The 19472-nt window shown below is 39.6% G+C and carries 16 protein-coding genes and 1 CRISPR repeat array; of the genes, 5 read left to right on the forward strand and 11 right to left on the reverse strand.

The annotated features are described in order from the left end of the window. From cas6 to DSM106972_RS03485, 4 genes are all read right to left on the reverse strand, one after another. Complete coding sequence (gene cas6, locus DSM106972_RS03470) at nt 1–663, reverse strand: type I-MYXAN CRISPR-associated protein Cas6/Cmx6 (protein ID WP_127078832.1); 663 nt, start codon at nt 661–663, stop codon at nt 1–3. Between the two features lie 444 nt (nt 664–1107). Continuing rightward, on the reverse strand, nt 1108–1323 hold the full coding sequence (locus DSM106972_RS53085) for a hypothetical protein (protein WP_127078834.1): 216 nt from the start codon (nt 1321–1323) through the stop codon (nt 1108–1110). A gap of 158 nt (nt 1324–1481) precedes the next feature. After that, nucleotides 1482–2579: direct repeats of the CRISPR family, unit length 36 nt; unit sequence ATGCTCAACGCCTTTCGACATCTAAGGTTAAAACAC. Between the two features lie 439 nt (nt 2580–3018). Further along, nucleotides 3019–6183, reverse strand: a complete 3165-nt coding sequence (locus DSM106972_RS03480; protein ID WP_127078836.1) for an efflux RND transporter permease subunit — start codon at nt 6181–6183, stop codon at nt 3019–3021. Between the two features lie 109 nt (nt 6184–6292). Beyond that, nucleotides 6293–7642, reverse strand: coding sequence for an efflux RND transporter periplasmic adaptor subunit (locus DSM106972_RS03485; protein WP_127078838.1), 1350 nt, complete (start codon nt 7640–7642; stop codon nt 6293–6295). A 398-nt stretch (nt 7643–8040) separates the two neighbouring features. On the opposite strand from DSM106972_RS03485, the gene DSM106972_RS51135 reads away from it, so the two are divergent. From DSM106972_RS51135 to ppsA, 3 genes are all read left to right on the forward strand, one after another. Continuing rightward, on the forward strand, nt 8041–8190 hold the full coding sequence (locus DSM106972_RS51135; protein WP_158632758.1) for a hypothetical protein: 150 nt from the start codon (nt 8041–8043) through the stop codon (nt 8188–8190). Continuing rightward, a complete protein-coding gene (locus DSM106972_RS03490) occupies nt 8165–8779 on the forward strand; it encodes a class I SAM-dependent DNA methyltransferase (protein WP_127078840.1) in 615 nt (204 codons plus the stop codon). The genes DSM106972_RS51135 and DSM106972_RS03490 overlap by 26 nt, the downstream gene beginning before the upstream one ends. Before the next feature lie 391 nt (nt 8780–9170). Further along, complete coding sequence (gene ppsA, locus DSM106972_RS03495; RefSeq protein WP_233787771.1) at nt 9171–11849, forward strand: phosphoenolpyruvate synthase; 2679 nt, start codon at nt 9171–9173, stop codon at nt 11847–11849. Here the strand turns inward: ppsA and DSM106972_RS03500 are convergent. The 3 genes from DSM106972_RS03500 to DSM106972_RS53095 all read right to left on the reverse strand — a co-directional run bounded on the left by DSM106972_RS03500 (nt 11835) and on the right by DSM106972_RS53095 (nt 13888). Continuing rightward, nucleotides 11835–12467, reverse strand: a complete 633-nt coding sequence (locus DSM106972_RS03500; protein ID WP_127078844.1) for an FMN-dependent NADH-azoreductase — start codon at nt 12465–12467, stop codon at nt 11835–11837. The genes ppsA and DSM106972_RS03500 overlap by 15 nt on opposite strands. A 182-nt stretch (nt 12468–12649) precedes the next feature. Further along, complete coding sequence (locus DSM106972_RS53090) at nt 12650–13264, reverse strand: hypothetical protein (protein WP_233787770.1); 615 nt, start codon at nt 13262–13264, stop codon at nt 12650–12652. Nucleotides 13265–13270: 6 nt separating this feature from the next. After that, nucleotides 13271–13888: an FAD-dependent oxidoreductase gene (locus DSM106972_RS53095; protein WP_233787769.1), complete on the reverse strand. Its 618-nt coding sequence runs from the start codon at nt 13886–13888 to the stop codon at nt 13271–13273. 116 nt (nt 13889–14004) lie between these two features. Between DSM106972_RS53095 and DSM106972_RS03510 the strand changes: the two genes are divergently transcribed. Next, nucleotides 14005–14880, forward strand: coding sequence for a helix-turn-helix domain-containing protein (locus tag DSM106972_RS03510; protein ID WP_127078846.1), 876 nt, complete (start codon nt 14005–14007; stop codon nt 14878–14880). 56 nt (nt 14881–14936) lie between these two features. Here DSM106972_RS03510 and DSM106972_RS51140 read toward each other — a convergent pair whose 3' ends face one another. The 3 genes from DSM106972_RS51140 to DSM106972_RS03525 all read right to left on the reverse strand — a co-directional run bounded on the left by DSM106972_RS51140 (nt 14937) and on the right by DSM106972_RS03525 (nt 16878). Further along, nucleotides 14937–15173 carry a hypothetical protein gene (locus DSM106972_RS51140; protein ID WP_127078848.1) on the reverse strand — a complete coding sequence of 79 codons (237 nt, stop codon included), beginning with the start codon at nt 15171–15173 and terminating at the stop codon, nt 14937–14939. Nucleotides 15174–15190: 17 nt separating this feature from the next. Beyond that, nucleotides 15191–15391, reverse strand: a complete 201-nt coding sequence (locus tag DSM106972_RS03520; RefSeq protein ID WP_233787768.1) for a VOC family protein — start codon at nt 15389–15391, stop codon at nt 15191–15193. Between the two features lie 308 nt (nt 15392–15699). Further along, entirely contained in the window at nt 15700–16878 is a 1179-nt protein-coding gene (locus DSM106972_RS03525; RefSeq protein ID WP_127078850.1) for an MFS transporter, read from the reverse strand. Nucleotides 16879–16954: 76 nt separating this feature from the next. Between DSM106972_RS03525 and DSM106972_RS03530 the strand changes: the two genes are divergently transcribed. Then, nucleotides 16955–17872, forward strand: coding sequence for a macrolide 2'-phosphotransferase (locus DSM106972_RS03530; RefSeq protein ID WP_127079143.1), 918 nt, complete (start codon nt 16955–16957; stop codon nt 17870–17872). Nucleotides 17873–18176: 304 nt separating this feature from the next. On the opposite strand, the gene DSM106972_RS03535 is transcribed toward DSM106972_RS03530, so the two are convergent. Further along, nucleotides 18177–19286: a protein kinase family protein gene (locus DSM106972_RS03535; protein WP_127078852.1), complete on the reverse strand. Its 1110-nt coding sequence runs from the start codon at nt 19284–19286 to the stop codon at nt 18177–18179. Between the last annotated feature and the right edge of the window lie 186 nt (nt 19287–19472).

The raw sequence follows: 19472 nt of genomic DNA on the forward strand, positions 1-19472 counted from the left end.
TCAAAGGTTACGATAAGGCATAAAAATTCCACAACCCATATGACGCTTTCCACCTAATCCCCACTGCTGCAATTTGACTGAATCTTCATCGCTTAACTGCGTAATTTCGGTAGTAAAGCCAACTATAGTAAAGCGTTTAACTTTGATAGTTTTACGACTTGGTAAACCTTGCCTATCAAGTGGAACAGAAATATCACCGCTAATATTCAAGTTTTGTAACTGGCGCCGTGCAGCTTCTAAAAATGCATCTTTTTCTGTATAGTCTTTGCCTTTTATTGTGACAATTCTAGCACGAAGCTTTGACGCTGGTTTTAAAACAGATACAGTTGGAATGCCAATTTGAATTTCGTGTACTCCCACAGAAAAACGTTTACCTGCCAGTTGATAAACCAAAGGTATTTTAGTAACAGGAACTCGAATCTTTAAATAAGATTGCTCTGTAATAAGGATTTTTCCTTGCTTATCCCCAATACCTGGAATAGTCAAAATACTAACATCATCATGCTGCCGCAACTCAGGCACTAAATGAACAAACGCCGCATACAAACCGTAATTATGATCAGCAGGCAAATACTTACCATGCACTTGATAACCTAATTCTACAAAAGGCGCCAAATCATCCTCAGCGCTCTCGGATGCTGAAACATCTACAGAAGGTTTCACAAAAATTCCCCTCAACAACTAATGACCGGGCATTATATAGAGTTCTCAAAACCTTACGGTATTCAAAGGCACTTACTTTCAGCCAGTAGGAACACAATTCTTGTGTTCGCTGCTCTCTGCTTTGCTTTCAATTCTATTTAATTTAGCTCTAGTCTATTTGGTTTTACTACACCTTGAAACATCAGAATAACTATAAATTAGCGCTAACATTATACTTCTGTCAAGTATTTACTTACAAAACTTGTTCAACGCCTGACGGCATCCAAGGTATTAAGCATACAAGGATATATTAGTCCTTGCGGCTCTACGCAATCCTGCACCTCAATAACTTTACACCGTGAAAATGCTCAAAGCCAAGTTTAATAACGTGTGGCATCACAGGTTAAAACCACAATACCATGTTTTGACTGAAATATTTTATTCGTGTGCTTCCCAACTTATATTTCACGTGCAATCACGACGCACCTTGCCAGCGTAGCAGACTAGAAAATTGCAATTTCCCAATCTTCGCACTAATGGCTGTTGCTTATGTCGAAGTAAAGTTGATGGAGGTACGTTTATTAATCGAGATGCAATTGAAGTAACTACTGGAAAAGGAAATTTCTGTTTTACAGGACTCTGCTGTGCGTAATCAAAAATTGACAGCTGCCGACTCTCCATAAACTTGCTAACTCCAAGTTTTTACACGTCTATAAATTGACTATAGCATAAATTGCTAACTTAACTACTTGAAACATCAAAAAAATAACTGAGCCTTCTCAGTAAACGAGAAGGACTTATGCTTTGTGCCTCAAAAGTTTTCACCAAGCCAAAACAAAATGCTTAACGCTTTGTGACATCTAAGGTTACAACACGAAGTTATTTGAGGCTTTCCGCATCCGTTCTTGCTCAACGCTTTACGACATCTTAGGTTACAACACGATACCTGTCCCGCGCGTGTTGATAATTTCTAACATGCTCAACGCCTTACGACATCTTAGGTTACAACACAGCGATATAACTAATTTAGAAGAAGCCAAGCAATCAGATGCTCAACGCCTTACGACATCTTAGGTTACAACACGTCAAGAGCAATTGATTGAGCGCGCCAAAGAAGAAATGCTCAACGCCTTACGACATCTTAGGTTACAACACAATCGCGCTTTAACTGTACCACCCAACAGCGTAATATGCTCAACGCCTTACGACATCTTAGGTTACAACACCTGCAACATTGCTTCAAATTCGCTTGTAACTTTTTATGCTCAACGCCTTACGACATCTTAGGTTACAACACTGACCCTATCACAAATCAAGAATTTGACGGATTTAATGCTCAACGCCTTTCGACATCTAAGGTTAAAACACAATTAGTTCTTCTGCTGCTTTTGTATTTTTCATTTAATGCTCAACGCCTTTCGACATCTAAGGTTAAAACACCAAGTACGGATATGTTGGCTTTGTCGTAATAGATTAATGCTCAACGCCTTTCGACATCTAAGGTTAAAACACGAAGTCAAGGATGATTACCAAGGGCAGGGTGTTGATGCTCAACGCCTTTCGACATCTAAGGTTAAAACACAATTTAAACGAACAGAAGAAAAACGAAATAGTTAATGCTCAACGCCTTTCGACATCTAAGGTTAAAACACGTTAAATTAGGCAAAGTATTAGTAGCTGTAATTGTATGCTCAACGCCTTTCGACATCTAAGGTTAAAACACAGTGTTGACACACACGATAGAAACAGCGATTTCAATGCTCAACGCCTTTCGACATCTAAGGTTAAAACACAGAAGTAATCCGCACAATTCCTGAGCATGGATTCCAATGCTCAACGCCTTTCGACATCTAAGGTTAAAACACTGTCAAGGATTAAAAATTACCACCACGATTTGATAAATGCTCAACGCCTTTCGACATCTAAGGTTAAAACACGGCACCTGCTGGAAGGCTTACGTGGTAATGCTCCTTCAACAATTTTACAAGCACCTGTTGCAAAAAGCTAATACAGCTTCTGAGAATGTTCAAACATCGGAAGAAGCGACTTTTGAAACTCTTTGTCAGTAAGGGTTTCAGCATTTTGCAAGCACCTGTAATAGTTGTAAAAGTGTTTAAATTCTATGCCTGTAAGCTTTTTAAGTGGAAATGCTATACTTTTTGACTTCGCACTTAGAGGTGCTTGCATTTAAACTCATGTTTATTTGTATGTGGCATCCAAATTCAAAAATTTTCCTTGGTGTTGGGTTGCGCTACGCTGCACCCAACCAACAATCTAAAGTCTGTTCATAACGAATAACTTATCCGTTACATCCGTTGTATCCGTTGCAAATTATCACTGCACAGGCAAGATGCCTGTGCCACAACAAAGATGTTGTTAGGACGGCGCCAGTTGTTTTTTCCTACTCTTTTTAAGTTGGCGTTTGCCTGAGAGGTCATATATTAATCCCATTAATGCGGGTACTACTGTGGGTGTGAGTATTGTTGAGAATAATAGTCCTCCTGTTAAGACTATACCTAGTCCTTGATATAGTTCGGCGCCTTGTCCAGGTACAACAGCAAGCGGTAACATTCCTAGTACGCTGGTAATGGCTGACATAAAAATTGCGCGCAGTCGGTCTTTTGTGGCTTGGTATGTTGCTTTGTCGTAGTCCATGCCTTCTTCTAGAAGTTGCAACGCGCGTTCTACTATTAATATAGATGTGTTTACAACTACTCCTGTTAAGATTATAAATCCTAGTGCGGTAATCATATCGAGTGGAACTGTTACGCCGGGAATGCTGTTTGCGATAACTAAACTTAGTAAGGCGCCGCTCATTCCCATTGGTACGGTTGCCATAATGACTACTGGGTATAAGAAGGAACGATATAATGCGACAAGCAAGAGGTAGATAATAAATATTGATAGAACAAAGGCTGTGGCTAATTGTGTAACTGTTTCACCGAGCCTATCAGCGGAACCTGAAAGTTCGATTCTATACCCTGCTGGTAATTTGGCTTGAATTGGCGCCAGAATATCTTGTTGGGTACGTTGAACTAAACTACCTAACGGAGCATCAGACTCAAGTGTAACTGTGAGAGTTATTGAACGTTCTAAGTCTACGTGGTTAATTACGTCTGGTCCTACTGTTTCTTTAACTTCGGCAACATCACTTAGTTGAACTTGTCCACGGTTTGTATATAAAGGTAACTGTCGTAGTTGTTCGGGTGTTTGCACAAATAAGTCTTTGAGTTCGACGGAGACATCGAGTTCTTCTTTACCGTCGATAAATTCTGATGCTAAACGTCCTCCTAATGCTGCTTCTACCATTGAACCAACTTCTGCTTCTGCTATTCCTACTTCCGCTAGTCGTTCGCGGTTAGGTATTACTTGCAGTTCGGCGGCGCCTCCGACATAATTAGAACGAACGTTTCGTACACCAGGTAAGGGACGCAGTTTCCCCATGATATCGCGTTCGTATTCACTTAGTTGATTTAAGTCGGCGCCGACTATATCTACTTCAAATTCTTTACCTGGGTCACGGAATATTGAAATGCGGTTTGGCACCATGAACCGATAACCAGCAAAATTATTACTAGCTTTCCTCATCCGCTCTATCATCATTGCCAAACCGTTAGAAGTGGCAAACTCCGGTTTGAGAATTGCCGCTATACCACGTATTGCACCCGGACGGTCTACATACATCACCCTTTCAACTTCGGGTTGCTTTCTCAAGTACGCGCGCACAGGTTCCGATTGGCGAATCGCTTCGGGTATACTTGTTCCTGGCATCGGTTCTGCACGCCATAGTACTAAGTTACGATTACCTTCAGGCAAATAATCAGCAGGTGGCAGTAAGAAGATACTTGCTACCATTAAACCTATGGGAATCGATAATATAAATAGTCGGCGCCCAAGTCTACCATTTCCAGTTGACCAACCAACTGTAACCATAAGAATATTTTCTAACTTGGTTTGAAATACTCTAAACACAGCAGAAGTATTTGCGACCGACCGAACAAACCAGTTACCACCTCTATATTTACCTCCATCCAAAACCTGTAATGCTTCATTTTGATTGAGGAATAACCCAGATAACATTGGTACAAGCGTAACTGCCGCTAGCATTGAAAGCAATGAAGCAGCAGTAATTACAATTGCCATATCCGTAAAAAGCTGGGCAATTTCTCCTTGTACTAATACTAAAGGAGCAAACACTGCAACATTAGTTAAAGTTGCTCCGAATACTCCTCCTGCAACTTCCTTTGTCCCATCGATAGTTGCACGAACTGGGTTTTTACCTTGCTGCATGTGGGTAAAAGCATTTTCCACCACGACTATTGCGTTATCTACAACCATCCCCGATGTAAAACCCAACGCTGCTAAACTAATAATATTTAGAGTGCGTCCCAACATCGCCATTGCAATAAACACAGTTATCATCGTTGTCGGAATAGTTAAAGCAATAACTGCAACAGTTCGCATCGAACCCAAAAACAGTAATAATACTATCACCGCAAGTAAAGAACCACTAATTAAGTTCTCTTGTACCAGCGTGACCGACTGATTAATATATTCACTCTCATCATAATTATAGATAAACTTGATTCCCTCACCCGCGCGGTCGAATTGAGCTTCTAATTCTGTAATTGCCGCACGTACACCTTTTGCTACATCTGGAACATTGGCGCCAATCCGGCGAATAACTCCTATTGCCACAGTGGGATTATCATTAAATAGCAGCGCACTATCTTGGGGTTTGCGTCCCATCTGTATTTGAGCGACATCACGTAAATATACCGTTCCAGAAGCATCGCGTCGCAGCACAAAACCCGCTATTTGCTCCATATCTTGCGACCTGCTTACCGTGCGAACTCGGTATTCACGACGACCCAAAATTAACGGGCCGCCTCGGATATCACGGTTATTTTCCCTTAACACCCGCACCACATCACCAATAGCCAAATTTCTCTCAGCCAAAGCTTTGGGGTCAACACGCACCTCAACCTCACGTTGCTGTCCACCTACAACTAAAAATTGCCCAGTACCTTCCACACGACGTAACCGAGGTATAATTACTTCCTCAGCTAAATCACGATTACGATTTGGGTCACTTTTAAATCCGGGTTTCGGCGCCATAGGTATCCACATCATTGGAGAACTGGTACCGCTAACAATTTCAACCGCAGACTCTCCAGCTTCTTCAGGTAAACGTTCAACTTGTTGTAAGCGATTTAAAACATCAACCAAACGCTCATCAACATCACTACCCCAAGTAAATTCTAAATTAATAGTGCTACGTCCCGACCGTGAAGTACTGCTAATTTCCTGTACTCCTAAAACTTCTTCCATCCGTTCCTCAATAGGACGGGTAATTAAATCTTCAACTTCGGTTGGTCCGGCGCCGGGATAAGTAGTACTAATAGTAATCTCTGGTCTATCACCTCCGGGTTGAAGTTCCAAAGGTAAATTCAATAAAGACAATATTCCGAATACAGCGAGAAGGCAGAACAAAACAAATGTGCCATGTCGCCAACGAACAGCAGTTTCTATAATTTTCATTATTTTTTCTTTTTATTGAAGTTTGATCCCCCCCAACCCCCCCTTAATAAGGGGGGGGCTAAGAGGTGCTTCTTGTTCCCCCCTTATCAAGGGGGGTTAGGGGGGATTTTTAATTCGATACTTCACGAATAACGGCGCCATCGTTTAACATATCGCCACCACGAGAAACAATTTCTTGACCTGCACGTAACTGAGGATGAAAAATAGCAACCTTCTCGCCCATATCAGCGACCATTTGTACTTCTTGCTGTTTCGCTCTACCGTCAGCAACAGTATATACAAACCATTTATCTTGACGCTTTGTTAATACATCGCGCGACACAACAAAACTAGGTTGATTAGTAGCAGACTGTAAAGTACCAGTAACAGCCATACCAGACACCAAACCCCTAGGTATATTATTCAACTGTACCCGAACTCTTTGCCGACGAGAGGCGCCATCAGCACTTGGCACAACACCTGTAATAGTTGCATTACCCCGCCAGTTAGGCAAAGCGCGCGCAGTTAACTCTACTCTTGTCCCAGCATTAACTTGTCCCGTTAACTCTTCGGGTAATTCCAAAAATACATCAAGTCTATCACCAGCAACAAGGCTAGCAATTTCTCCGCCAGTTTGAACTAAATCTCCAACACTAACCTTTCTCTCTTGAACAATACCAGTAGAATTAGAAGTAATTTTAGTTCTTTGTAAAGCCAATTTAGCTTGATTAACTGCGGCAGCTGCGGCGCCAACTTGAGCGCGTTGTGCTTCCATTTCTTCGCGCGTTGCTCCAGCTTTTGCTTCCTTTAAAGTCGCTTCTTTCTCAAGACGCTCACCATGTGCATCATCAACTCCGGCTCTTGCTTCAACTAACAACCGTTGAGAAATGGCGCCTTCTCTTACTAAATTTCTATTACGCTGCAAATTATCGCGCGCTTCTTGTTCCCGTGCAAGTGTCGAACGTAGTGCAGCTTGACGCTGGGCAATAATTTCTGGACGAGTACCTACTTCTAAACGCGCCATGTTACTGCGCTGCTGCGCCAACTGTGCCAAAGCTTGTGAAAGTGCAAGTTGCTGGTCGGCATCATCTAATACAGCAATTGTCATTCCCGGAGTAACTCTATCACCCGGTTGCACCATAATTTGTTTTAATATTCCGCCAGTTTGCGCGCGGATAGTCGCTTGTTGCGTTGCTTCTACTTGTCCTAATAACTGGTAGCTACGCATACCTTGCCCAGTAGTTAATGTAGTGGTTTCTACTGGACGTGGAGGTGGAGTTTGTGGTGTTTGTGCTGTTGCAGGTTGCGATGTTTTACCAGTAGGTGCAAATGTTCGCCAACCAATAACGCCGGCACCGAGTACTAGTCCAGCAAGCAACACTCCGAGCCAAGGTTTTCGAGACGGTTTTTCGTCATCAATATCCTCATCCTCAACAATAGCTTGCGTATCTGTAACAATATCGGATTCCTTTGTACTCATGGCGCCTCCCTCCCTTGATAACGCAGTTAAACCGCAAACCTTCTTAATCTAATAGTTTCGGTAAAATGCATTAAACATACATGAAAAGTTTATGAAAAATTTTTAATAATTTATTTATACTTTAGATGTTGGATGAAAGAAGTTGGTAGAAGTGGCGCCTATTGCTTTGTTTTTATATAGCATTTTTATATGATTTGCATAAATTATACATACGTAGGTAGAATTTTATGAATGATTTAGGAAGGGATTTGAATAATATTCTATTTTAGATATATAGAAATCCTAAATTGTTTTTGCAAAAAATCTAGGTATATGTAAGGTGGCTTATGCCAACTTACGATATTTCAGAAATCAAACAGTAATCTATAGATAAACATTATTTGGTAGGTTTAAATACAATGTCTGAAGATAAAGAATTTTATGATATTCCAGAAGTACTAAAGTATTATATCGCACACCGTAGGCGCCCTGACAACCCGAATGACGCACTCGAACGTCCGATTTTCCTAGAGCTTGCAGGCAATGCGCGCAAATCTGGATATTATTGATTTAGGTTGTGGGGATGCTTCATTTGGCAATACAGCTTTACTTCAGGGCGCCCATTCATATGAAGGTATTGAAGTCTCAAAAGCAATGCTTGATATCGCTCGCCAAACACTTGCAGGAATATTTGGCGAAGTTCGTCATCAAAATATACAAACATGGCAGGCAAAAGCTGAACAAGTTGATTTAGTGTCGTCACGACTTGTGCTGAATTACATTGAAAACCTTAAACCTGTGTTTCAAGAAATTTATAAAGCGCTTCGTCCTGGTGGACGAGTTATTATATCAGTAGAGCATCCTGTTATAACATCAAATTTTGAGAGTTTAGCAGAAGGGCGCCGTACTACCTGGTTGGTTGACAACTACTTTAATTCAGGAGCAAGAACACACATGTGGCTTGGCTCGGAAGTCACAAAGTATCACCATACTTTAGAAGAATATTTTGACTTGGTTACAGATACTGGTTTTGAGTTAACGCGCGTGCGAGAATCACGTCCTAAAAAAGAAAATTTTTTGAGCGAGACAGAATACGAACGGCGTTTACGAATTCCACTATTTTTGTTTTTTGCTGCACGTAAGCCGAAGTCTCAGTGATTACAGCGAAAGTGCCTGTCATTGCTAGTATAATTTATAAAGCATACTTATAAGTAGATAATATGACTTCAAAACAACAATTTATATACAATTTATACGAAGCGTTTAACATAGGCAACGGAAGTAGGTTCATAACAGCGCTAACAAATTCTTGTGATTTTTCGTAAATAAATTTCTTTCATCCTCCTTAAGATAGGTTTTTTGACTTTTTCTCTGTGTAGAGACGCGATTAATCGCGTCTCTACTTTACTTTGTGGTAAAAAAATTATATATAACAAACTACAAAATCCTTCATTGGAGGGAGGGAAGATTCTAGAACATGTCTTAATCTATGTAAATTGGCTTGCAAGGGCATAAATTAAACGCGGAAGCTCACATTTCTAGAGGTGCCATGTCCCCAAAAAAACCGCTAGTTGTTGACCTGACCCAACTCGAAACCATGAGCCAGATTACACCTGGCGCCTCTGTACCGATAAAAAAGTTAGCACAACTCATGCTTGTTGGGGGTAAAGGCGCGAACCTGGGAGAACTTTCTAAGATTGAAGGAGTCCTCGTACCGGAAGGCTTTTGTATTTCTACTGAAGCTTTTAAAAGAATCATTGGGGAAACGTCGTCGATTAACGAATTACTTGATCATTTATCGCTTCTAAAAGTGGAAGACCGAAAAAAAATCGGTGAACTTAGCGGTGAGATTCGCTCTTTCATCGAAGGGATAGCTATTCCTCAAAACATTAATGAAGAGATTACCCGCTTCCTCTCCAGGCTTGATGAAAAAAATGCCTATGCAGTACGATCTAGCGCAACTGTAGAGGATTTACCGACGGCCTCTTTTGCAGGCCAGCTCGATACGTATTTGAACATTATTGGAAAGGAAGCAATTTTAAAGCATGTTAGCAAGTGCTGGGCATCGCTATTTACCGAGAGGGCAGTAATTTACCGCCTTCAAAACGGCTTCGACCACCGTAAAGTTCACCTGGCTGTGGTTGTTCAGAAGATGGTCTTCCCGCAGGTGGCAGGAATTTTGTTTACTGCCGATCCTGTCACTTCTAATCGGAAAGTGTTATCCATTGATGCTAGCTTCGGACTTGGTGAGGCGATGGTCTCCGGCCTGGTGAATGCTGATATTTATAAAGTGTGTAACGGTAAGGTTATCGACAAGAAGATATCCACCAAGAAACTGGCTATTTATGCCTTAAAAGATGGTGGTACTTTTGAACAGGAGATTGAGCCATCTTTGCAGAATAGGCAAGCGCTGACAGATGAGCAGATTTTACAGCTTGAGCGCATAGGCAGAAAGATTGAAGAACATTTCGGCAGCCCCCAGGACATCGAATGGTGTTTGGTTGATGATACATTTTATATTGTCCAGAGTCGGCCAATCACTACTTTATACCCGATTCCTGAAGCGAATGATCAAGAAAATCACGTCTATGTATCTGTTGGTCATCAACAAATGATGACAGACCCGATGAAACCATTGGGATTGTCTTTTTTCCTGTTGACGACTAGGGCGCCCATGCGTAAAGCTGGTGGAAGGTTATTTGTTGATATCACACATAATCTGGCTTCGCCTGTCAGCAGAAAAATGGTAATAGATACCTTGGGAAAATCTGATCCGCTCATAAAAGACGCACTTATGACCATCGTAGAGCGAGAAGATTTTATCAAATCGTCACCAGATGGTCAAAAAGTACCGAGTCCCAGTAAAAGTAATAAAGGTACATCGTCTTCGGATTTTCAAACACAAATCGAAAACGATCCGACAATCGTTTCTAATTTGATTAAGAGTAGTCAAACATCGATAGAAGAGTTAAAACAAAACATCCAAACGAAATCAGGATCAGATTTATTTGATTTTATTCTAGAAGATATTCAGCAATTAAAGAAGATTTTATTTGACCCACAAAGCTTGGGTGTAATTATGGCTGCTATGGATGCTTCATCATGGCTCAATGAAAAAATGAACGAGTGGTTAGGTGAAAAAAACGTAGCAGACACGCTTTCTCAATCTGTACCAAACAATATTACTTCGTCTATGGGTATGACGCTATTGGATGTAGCAGATGTGATTCGTCCTTATCCAGAAGTAATTGATTATTTACAACATGTAAAAGATGATAACTTTTTGGATGAACTGATTGAGTTTGATGGTGGACAGGAAACCCAAGACGCTATCTATGATTATCTCAACAAATACGGAATGCGATGTAGCGGAGAAATCGATATTACTAAAACTCGTTGGAGCGAAAAACCAACTACACTTGTTACCATGATTCTCAGTAACATCAAAAATTTTGAGCCTGGTGCCAGCAATCGGAAATTTGAGCAAGGACGACAGGAAGCGCTGAAAAAAGAACAAGAGTTATTAGATCGATTGAAACAATTACCAAATGGTGAACAAAAAGCCAAAGAAACAAAACGAATGATTGACCTAATTCGGAATTTCATCGGTTATCGTGAATATCCAAAATACGGTATGGTTAATCGCTACTTCGTTTATAAGCAGACTTTACTGAAAGAAGCCGAACAACTCGTACAAGCCAAGGTTATTCATGAAAAAGAAGATATTTACTATCTCACTTTTGAAGAACTTCGCGAAGTTGTACGCACAAATAAACTTGATTACCAGATCATCAGCAAACGAAAAGACGAGTACAAATTCTATGAAAAACTAACTCCCCCACGTGTTATCACGTCTGATGGTGAGCGAGTTGCAGGTGAGTACAAACGAGAAAATCTTCCAGCCGAAGCTATTGTTGGTCTACCTGTTTCAAGAGGAGTTATAGAGGGACGGGCACGTGTTATCTTAAACATGGAAGATGCAGAGCTAAAAGATGGAGATATATTAGTCACCTCTTTTACTGACCCTAGCTGGACACCATTGTTTGTATCCATAAAAGGTCTAGTCACCGAAGTTGGTGGACTGATGACGCATGGAGCAGTTATCGCACGTGAATATGGTTTACCAGCAGTTGTCGGAGTAGAAAATGCTACCAAACTCATAAAAGATGGGCAACGAATTCGCGTGCATGGAACAGAAGGGTATGTTATATTATTATACTGCGGTTAACTCCATAATTTTAGTACTAGCTCTTGCAACTGACTCTGCTAACTTATCCCCGCCATATTCTTCGTTTTCAACATGAATAAAGGTAATATCAGTAATGCCCATAAACCCAAAGACGGTAACAAGGTATGGGTCATGATGATTCATCTTCTCATATCGCCCACCAGGATGAAAGCCAGAATCGCCTCGTGCTTCGACGATAAACATTTTCTTACCCAGTACTAAGGGCTTGAAAACATTGGCAGAATCATTCGGTTCAAATGCAACAGTTCGTCCCACTCGAACAATCTGATCAATGTAAGCCTTAAATGTACTGGGAACGCTAAAATTATACATGGGAACACCAATGACATAAATATCAGCCGCTAAGAATTCATCTACTAATTGATCACTGATGCTAATGGCTTTTTGTAGTTCAGGTGTATGTTGTTCTGGTGAAGAAAATGCGGCAGCTATCCAACTTTCATCAACATGGGGAACGGGATGGCGCCCAATATCTCGATAAGTAACAGTATCATTAGGATGAGCTAGCTGCCATTTTTCAACAAACTCTCTGGTCATACGGCGAGATTGTGAGCGTGTACCGCGCGGACTGGCATCGATGTGCAATAAATGTGCCATAATTGTTAACTTCCTGTTGAATTAAAACCAGCAAAATAATCAATCACAATTTCAGGTTACAGAAGCCACTCGCGACTGTGCTATCTAATTCCTGTGAAACTATCAAATTCTTGCGGTCAAGTTTCCAGCTACTAGGTAAAATCTTTTTGTGACTATGGCGCCTTTGAATTACGGTTAAATCATTAAAAAAACCTTTTAACTAAATCGTAAGAATATTCAATTACTGCTTCGATGTAAGAAAAATTCAACAGTTCACCTACAAAATAGGTGTTCTTTATTCCTTGCAAATTTTCTAACCGCTCGTAAAATTTATTTTCTATATCTACAATATCTACATGAGGAAAATACTTCCATTCAGCAGAAACATATTTTTCTTTTATTGTTGCTCCTATTTTATTTAAATCTTCTACCATGATTTTTTCAATATCTTGTTCTTCTTGCCTATCATTTGCAATCACATAAAAATCATAGAGATTTATATCTGGATACCTGCGATACCAACACATTATATGACCCTGTTTGTCGGAATAAAAATTACTAGGCAAATACCCTATACTTCTTTTAGGCATATTCTCCATAATTAAAGCAAAAGTCCAATATTTATTATACTTAATTTTAGAAAATAATTCCTCCTCATCAAGTGTAGTATCTAAAAAATTTAAAGAATTGTCTAGAGGACAAGCTAGAATAAGTTTGTCGAATTCCAAAACTTCTGTTTGAGTTTCAACTTGTATTGTTTCATTCCTTTTTATATTATTTATTTGCTGTTGATAGCGAACATCAAATTGTTCTGCCATTTTTTTCTAAACATTAGCAGACCCATCTAAAAATATAAAACCAGTTTGTGTTATTACTGATAGTACAAGAGGAAGTTTAAGAAATTTTAAATAATATGCTGTTGACACCTTATCAAAATATCCATATCCATAAGCAGCACAAACTGAATTGGAAAATTTTTCAAATAACTCTAACTTATTCTGTTTACAAAAGCACTCAAAAGATTTAATTAGCTCATTATTGATATTTTTAAAGCCTGGTTTAAAGATTTTTATATACTTGAACTGTAAATATGGTAACTTCACAAATACTTGCCATAAAAATTTTATTGTTTCTAATTTACTAATTAGTTCTATCTGCTCTCCACTACTATTAAAAAAAGCTCTGTCTTTAGTAAGAGGCGCCACCTTTAATCCTAAGTAGTTAATAATATCAAGAGTTTTTTGAGAACAATAAGGAATAACTACTGCACCAAGCTCAAAATTACGACCTTGATAGTAAAAAGTGTGACATTTGCCGCCTGCGTATGTTTCTTTTTCTAGTAAGGTAATATTTTTATACCCTTTTTTTCTGAGAGCTAAAGCTGCACTAAGTCCTGCGGCGCCAGCACCAATAATGCCAATTCTCGTATTATTACTTAACATAGTTTAGCCGCAAAAACAACTATAATTATAAATTAAAATCGCCAACTTTAAGACTTTTTGGTAAGTAATCACACAAGTGAATATAATTAGGATTAAACGCAATTAAGTTTGCCTGTATGAAAAGTTCTGCTACCCGCCCAACTCTTAAGGATTGCTTACCCTGCTTATCTAGCGAATCGCAAGGCTGGGAGAATATTGTAGTTGAGAAATTTCAACATCAGAAAGGAGAAGGAAATTGTAGCTACAGTTCGGAGCATACAATTTGTCTGTCGCTTGCCCCTCGTCCAGTTCGCTTAATGCAAATTCAGGGTGATAAAACCTATACAGGGCTATACGGCAAAGGGGACATTTCTATTACACCAGCCAAAGTACCTTTTTTCGGGCGCTGGGATGGAGAAGATCACTATTTACAAATTCGGATTGCATCTGGGTTTATTCAAACTGTCGCCCTTGAAGCTCTAGCAATTAACCCCGATAACTTAGAATTACAGTCAGAATTTCGGATTCGTGATCCACAGATTGAGGCAATTGGCATGATGCTGCTAACTGAACTTCAACAGGGCAATTCAGGCAGCAAGCTCTACATTGATTCCTTAGCAAACGTTTTAGCAGTACACTTAATTAGACAATACGCTACCACCAAACCGCAGATTCCCATTTTTGAAGGTGGATTATCTGAACGGCAACTATTACAAATCTTAGATTATATCCACGAACATCTACATAAAGATATCAAGCTTATTGATTTAGCAGGTCTATTGGGTATCAGTCAATTTCATTTTAGCCATTTATTCAAACAATCTCTTGGCACAACTCCCTATCAATATTTGCTTCAACAACGGGTGGAACGCGCGAAGCAATTATTGAAACAAAATAATCACTCGATTATGGAAATAGCTTTTTTATGTGGTTTTAATAGTCACAGCCACTTGAGTAAACAGTTTCGGCAACTCGCAGGCATGACACCGAAAGCTTATAGAACGCTAAAATAAGCTAGCTACTATAGTAAACACTGATATAACTTTAATTACCAACTATAAACACAAAGCTAACGCATCTTATTTATCGACTCAGTAAATCTTGGTGTTTTCATGTTATGTAATATTTCATTCAATATAACTTTTCCAAACAATAATTGTCCTTCGTATGACATCAATGAAATTTCTCTGGCGCCAACTTGCCGATAAAATTCTCGGAGACGGGGAGTATCCATGCTCAAAACGCATACTGAATTTTTCGGCTGTAAAGATAATGCAAATTTCAGAAATATCATCGCGTAAAACATGTGACAAACCTGCTGCATCAGGAAGAAGCGCTAATCCATTGAACAAGTTGAATGATTATACCGTTTGGGTCTTTAACCTGAAAAAACCTTTCGCCCCAAAGTTCGGTTTGAATTGGCGTTATAATTGGCGCCCCTTCTTTTTGTAATCGACTATATTCGCTATCGATGTCATCCACCACGAAGACAATCAGCAAACCATCTGCTCGATGTCCGCGCATATGGGTTGGTTTAAAAGTTTTTAGCCCAGTTTGAAGGAAAATAAGGTTGAAACCAGCATCTTGCCTAGAGACTAAAAAATTCTATATTACAATGTAACACACAAAAATTTAATTCGGTCAAAAATATCGAAAAAAATTGGGCAGCATCAGCCTTGTAGTATGTATTAGGAGGCAATGATTATACATCAGTCTTAGGGCTGATATATATATTTTAAGTCGCAGGCAGGGTCTCCTACCTCACCGGAATGCACGCCTGTCTAGAAATCGGGCTTCTTGACAAAGACTTTGCTATAAATAGGTGCAGGCTTTCAATCCTTCGGTGTTAATAACGGCAAACGATACCAACCAAAAATGGCTAATGCTATTAGCAAGCAACCGAACTGTATAATCACCTGTTCAACATTCAATAACTCGGTCATAACCCCAGCCAGTAACAAACCAAAAGGACCACCAATAAAGTGAATAGCATTAAATGATGTAAAAACTTTTCCTGCTATTATTTCTGGTGTTTCTTCAAGCAAAATTGTTTGGGACAAAGGATTACCCGCTCCCAATAATAAGCCAGCTAAACCTGTGGATAATATGACTTGGTACTGATTAGTGGCAAAGGCGCCAAGCATAATAGAACCTCCTGTTAAAAGTAACCCACCATAATAAAGTGCTGAACGTGAAAATCTATTGGAAAGCAGTGAGAAAGATGTTGCACCAATTGTTGCCGCCAATCCAAATACTGATAAGCTAATGCCAAGTAATGTATTGCTACCAAACTTACTCGTCGCCAACACAGGTAGAAGTAGGCTCAAAAATGGCAGGATAACAAAATTTGCAACCATACCAACAATTGTTAAAGGTCTAATTTCAGGGTGCTTCAAGATAAACTTTATACCCGATAGTGCAGCATCTTCGGCGCCTCTTGATACTTGAACTCGTCTTGGTATTGCAATCAAAAATATACCCGCACAGACTAAAAAAGTAGCAGCATTAATGAAAAACGTATTGATGATTCCAGTTGCACTAATCAAACCAACACCAATAATAGGGCCAAGAAAATCAGCCCCATTTTCAAGTCCTCCTCGCCATGAGTTGATTTTTTGTAATGATTTACCCGATAAAGAAGCCAAACTTGGTACTAATGTTTGTCTAGCTGATGTTCCTGTTGGGTCAAACAACGCTCCTAAGAATACCAATAGAAAAATCAATAATGTGGAAACTTCATCAAAGTAAATAAAAGCCAATGGCAAGGCAAGAACAGAAAAAAAACTTAATATATCTGCTGTGACGCTGGTATTCCAGGCGCCGAATCTATCAATCGCGCGTCCACCTACAATAGCAGCCAATACTATCGGGATGATGTTGCCAACACTGGCAATTCCAGTAATCAAGGGAGAATGAGTATATTGTAATACTAGTATAGGAATTGCAACAGCAGCGATTTGATTTCCTAAGAGAGACAATGATTCTGCAACGATTAAGCTAATTATTGACATTGAACGAACATTAGATTCGATATATATTATGTTACAAATGTAGTATAAAATGAAAAAAGGTGTGATAATCAAATATATGAGCGAAAATACAAAAACACAGCAAGAAGTACTTGAGTTAGCCCATAAACACGGTTTGAGGATACAACCAGATTCCCTAAAATTCAATAAATCGGGGCTTGATTTTGAAGTCGTGTTGGCGACTTCTTGTGAAGGAGAACGCTGGATTTTACGTTTTCCTAGACGGGAAGATGTTCTGCCATTGGTAGATAAGGAAAAACGCACGCTTACGCTAATTGCTCCCCTTCTAACTGTGGAAGTACCGCGATGGTTCGTTTCTACGGATGAACTTATTGCTTATAAAGCATTAAATGGCGTACCTGCTGGCACAATTGATTCCGAAGCAAAAGCTTATATTTGGGAAATTGATGAAACCAACGTGCCTAATCAATTCCATGAATCGTTGGCTAGGGGCTTGGTTTCTCTTCATCAAGTCAGTATCGAGAAAGCGCGTGCAGTTGGTCTTCCGGTTGAAACCATCGAGGACGTGCGCGCGGGGATGAAGCGGAGAATGGATACAGTAAAGTGCGAGTATACCATTGGTGAAAAGTTATGGAACCGCTGGCAAAATTGGCTCGAAAGTGATGTGCTTTGGCCGTCCAATACAGCGTTAACTCATGGTGATTTACATGCTGGGCATATTTTTATTAATGCACAGGCACAGGTTATCGGCTTTATTGACTGGACTGAAGCAGCTGTCACTGACCGAGCAATTGATTTTGTTGCCCACTACCACACGTTCGGTAAAGATGCTCTTGATAAACTGATCTTGGCATACGAATTAGCTGGTGGGCACGTTTGGGCAAAGATGGCAGAGCATGTAATTGAACTAACTGCTTCTTATCCAATCGCAATTGCAGAATTTGCCCTGAAGTCGGGCTTGGATGAATACAAGGAGATGGCTAGGCAGTCACTTTGCGCTTTGGATTCGGAGTAATTTGCTATACACACAGTCATTTTAAATGATTACCCAAAGTTGCTGGTCAAATTTCATCCTTTGCGGCAATTCTAACAAATGTGTCATAGACAAACTAAGGCTAAAGGAAGTCAGCATGATTGTTAGAAATCGCCATATTTGTGTGAGTGTGATTTGCCCGTTAGCTTACAACAATAATATAGATTTTAATTATACAAATTGATGGTAAGACGGCGCCACTACCAAAGGGCATAATTAACTAATTATTCATTCTTTGTGTTTTTTGTGCCTTTGTGATTCATTCCTCTTCTCTCTGTGTTCTCAACTATCCACCCTGGAAGACATTACCAGAAAGAAAACCCGTTTCTTTGAGCAGGCGCCTTAATTCTACATGAGGAAGTTTCGTATCTTTGAGTTTATTACCCCACATCTGGGCAAAGAAGTTTTGCATCAGGGTTATAATGCTGCGGTATTTGACAATAGTTGCAACATAGTATTCATCTAACTTTACAACTCCATCAACATGTATTTGTTCGATGTTGTCGAGTAATATAGAGCGCAGTTCATAATATTTTAAGCTTTCTTTAATGCCATATTTTTGTATTATCCTGCGTTTATCGTCTTCCGAACATGAATTATAAGGTGCCCAAATCAGATGCCCAACATTCCGCAGAACTTCTCCATAGTCATAAAATGTATTTTGCTCAAAGAAAGACTCTTCTTCATTCGTTAAGGCAAAACTTTTATCAAGTACCAAACCAAAATCTGTCAAATATATTTGCTCACCATCGGTGAGAATATTTTGAAAATGCGCGTCGAAGTGAATAATTCCTGATTTCCTCAAAAAGTCAATCGTCGTGCATAAATCATCTAGGGCTTTTTGAAGTTTACTAGGATTTTTTTGTAGCCATTTATCCAGAAGATATGGTATGTATTCTAGAAAGATAACCAACTCATAGTTAGCATTTGCTCTATCTAACACATAGTTTTTAACGTTAGTATTATTACCCCATTGTTCCATATTTACACTATTCGCACGGCGCCCAAAAAAAGGAATAATCCGATAATGGTACATTAGTGGAAAGGTAGCAATTGCCTCTTCTAACACCCAGTGAGTTGTTTTGATACAAGTAATAAGCTCACGGAAGACTCCAAAACCAGTGGAACCAAAACCATAATTATACGATGTCGGCAGGTTATAGAAGTTTTTGGTAGAGAATAGGTTGTTATATTCAAGGTTTGTAACCGGAATACGTTTTACAAAGACTTTAGATTGTCCAAAAACTATAGCCTGATTTTGACCCCAACCTGTACTTGACTCATTTGACTCATTATTCTCCAACAGAGAACACAATTGTGCATTATCCAATTGAGCAATTTGTGAACTAAGCGTAAAATACCTTTTCCTTCTAAGTTCTGTATCTTGATGAACCATTTTTCTTTGTTTACATTATTGACACTATCTAGAGACAAGGGTTCAATCGCGTCTCTACCAACCAATATCGCTGGACATCACCGAGAAAGCAACTTCATCTGGAGTACCACTGCGTTTTAACTCAATATGAGGACGATTCCAATACTGCTCGGTTAAGGGGATAACGTAGGCTGAAACCCTTATAAT

Origin of the sequence: Dulcicalothrix desertica PCC 7102 (assembly GCF_003991905.1) — a bacterium.
In the GTDB taxonomy this organism is placed as follows: domain Bacteria; phylum Cyanobacteriota; class Cyanobacteriia; order Cyanobacteriales; family Nostocaceae; genus Dulcicalothrix; species Dulcicalothrix desertica.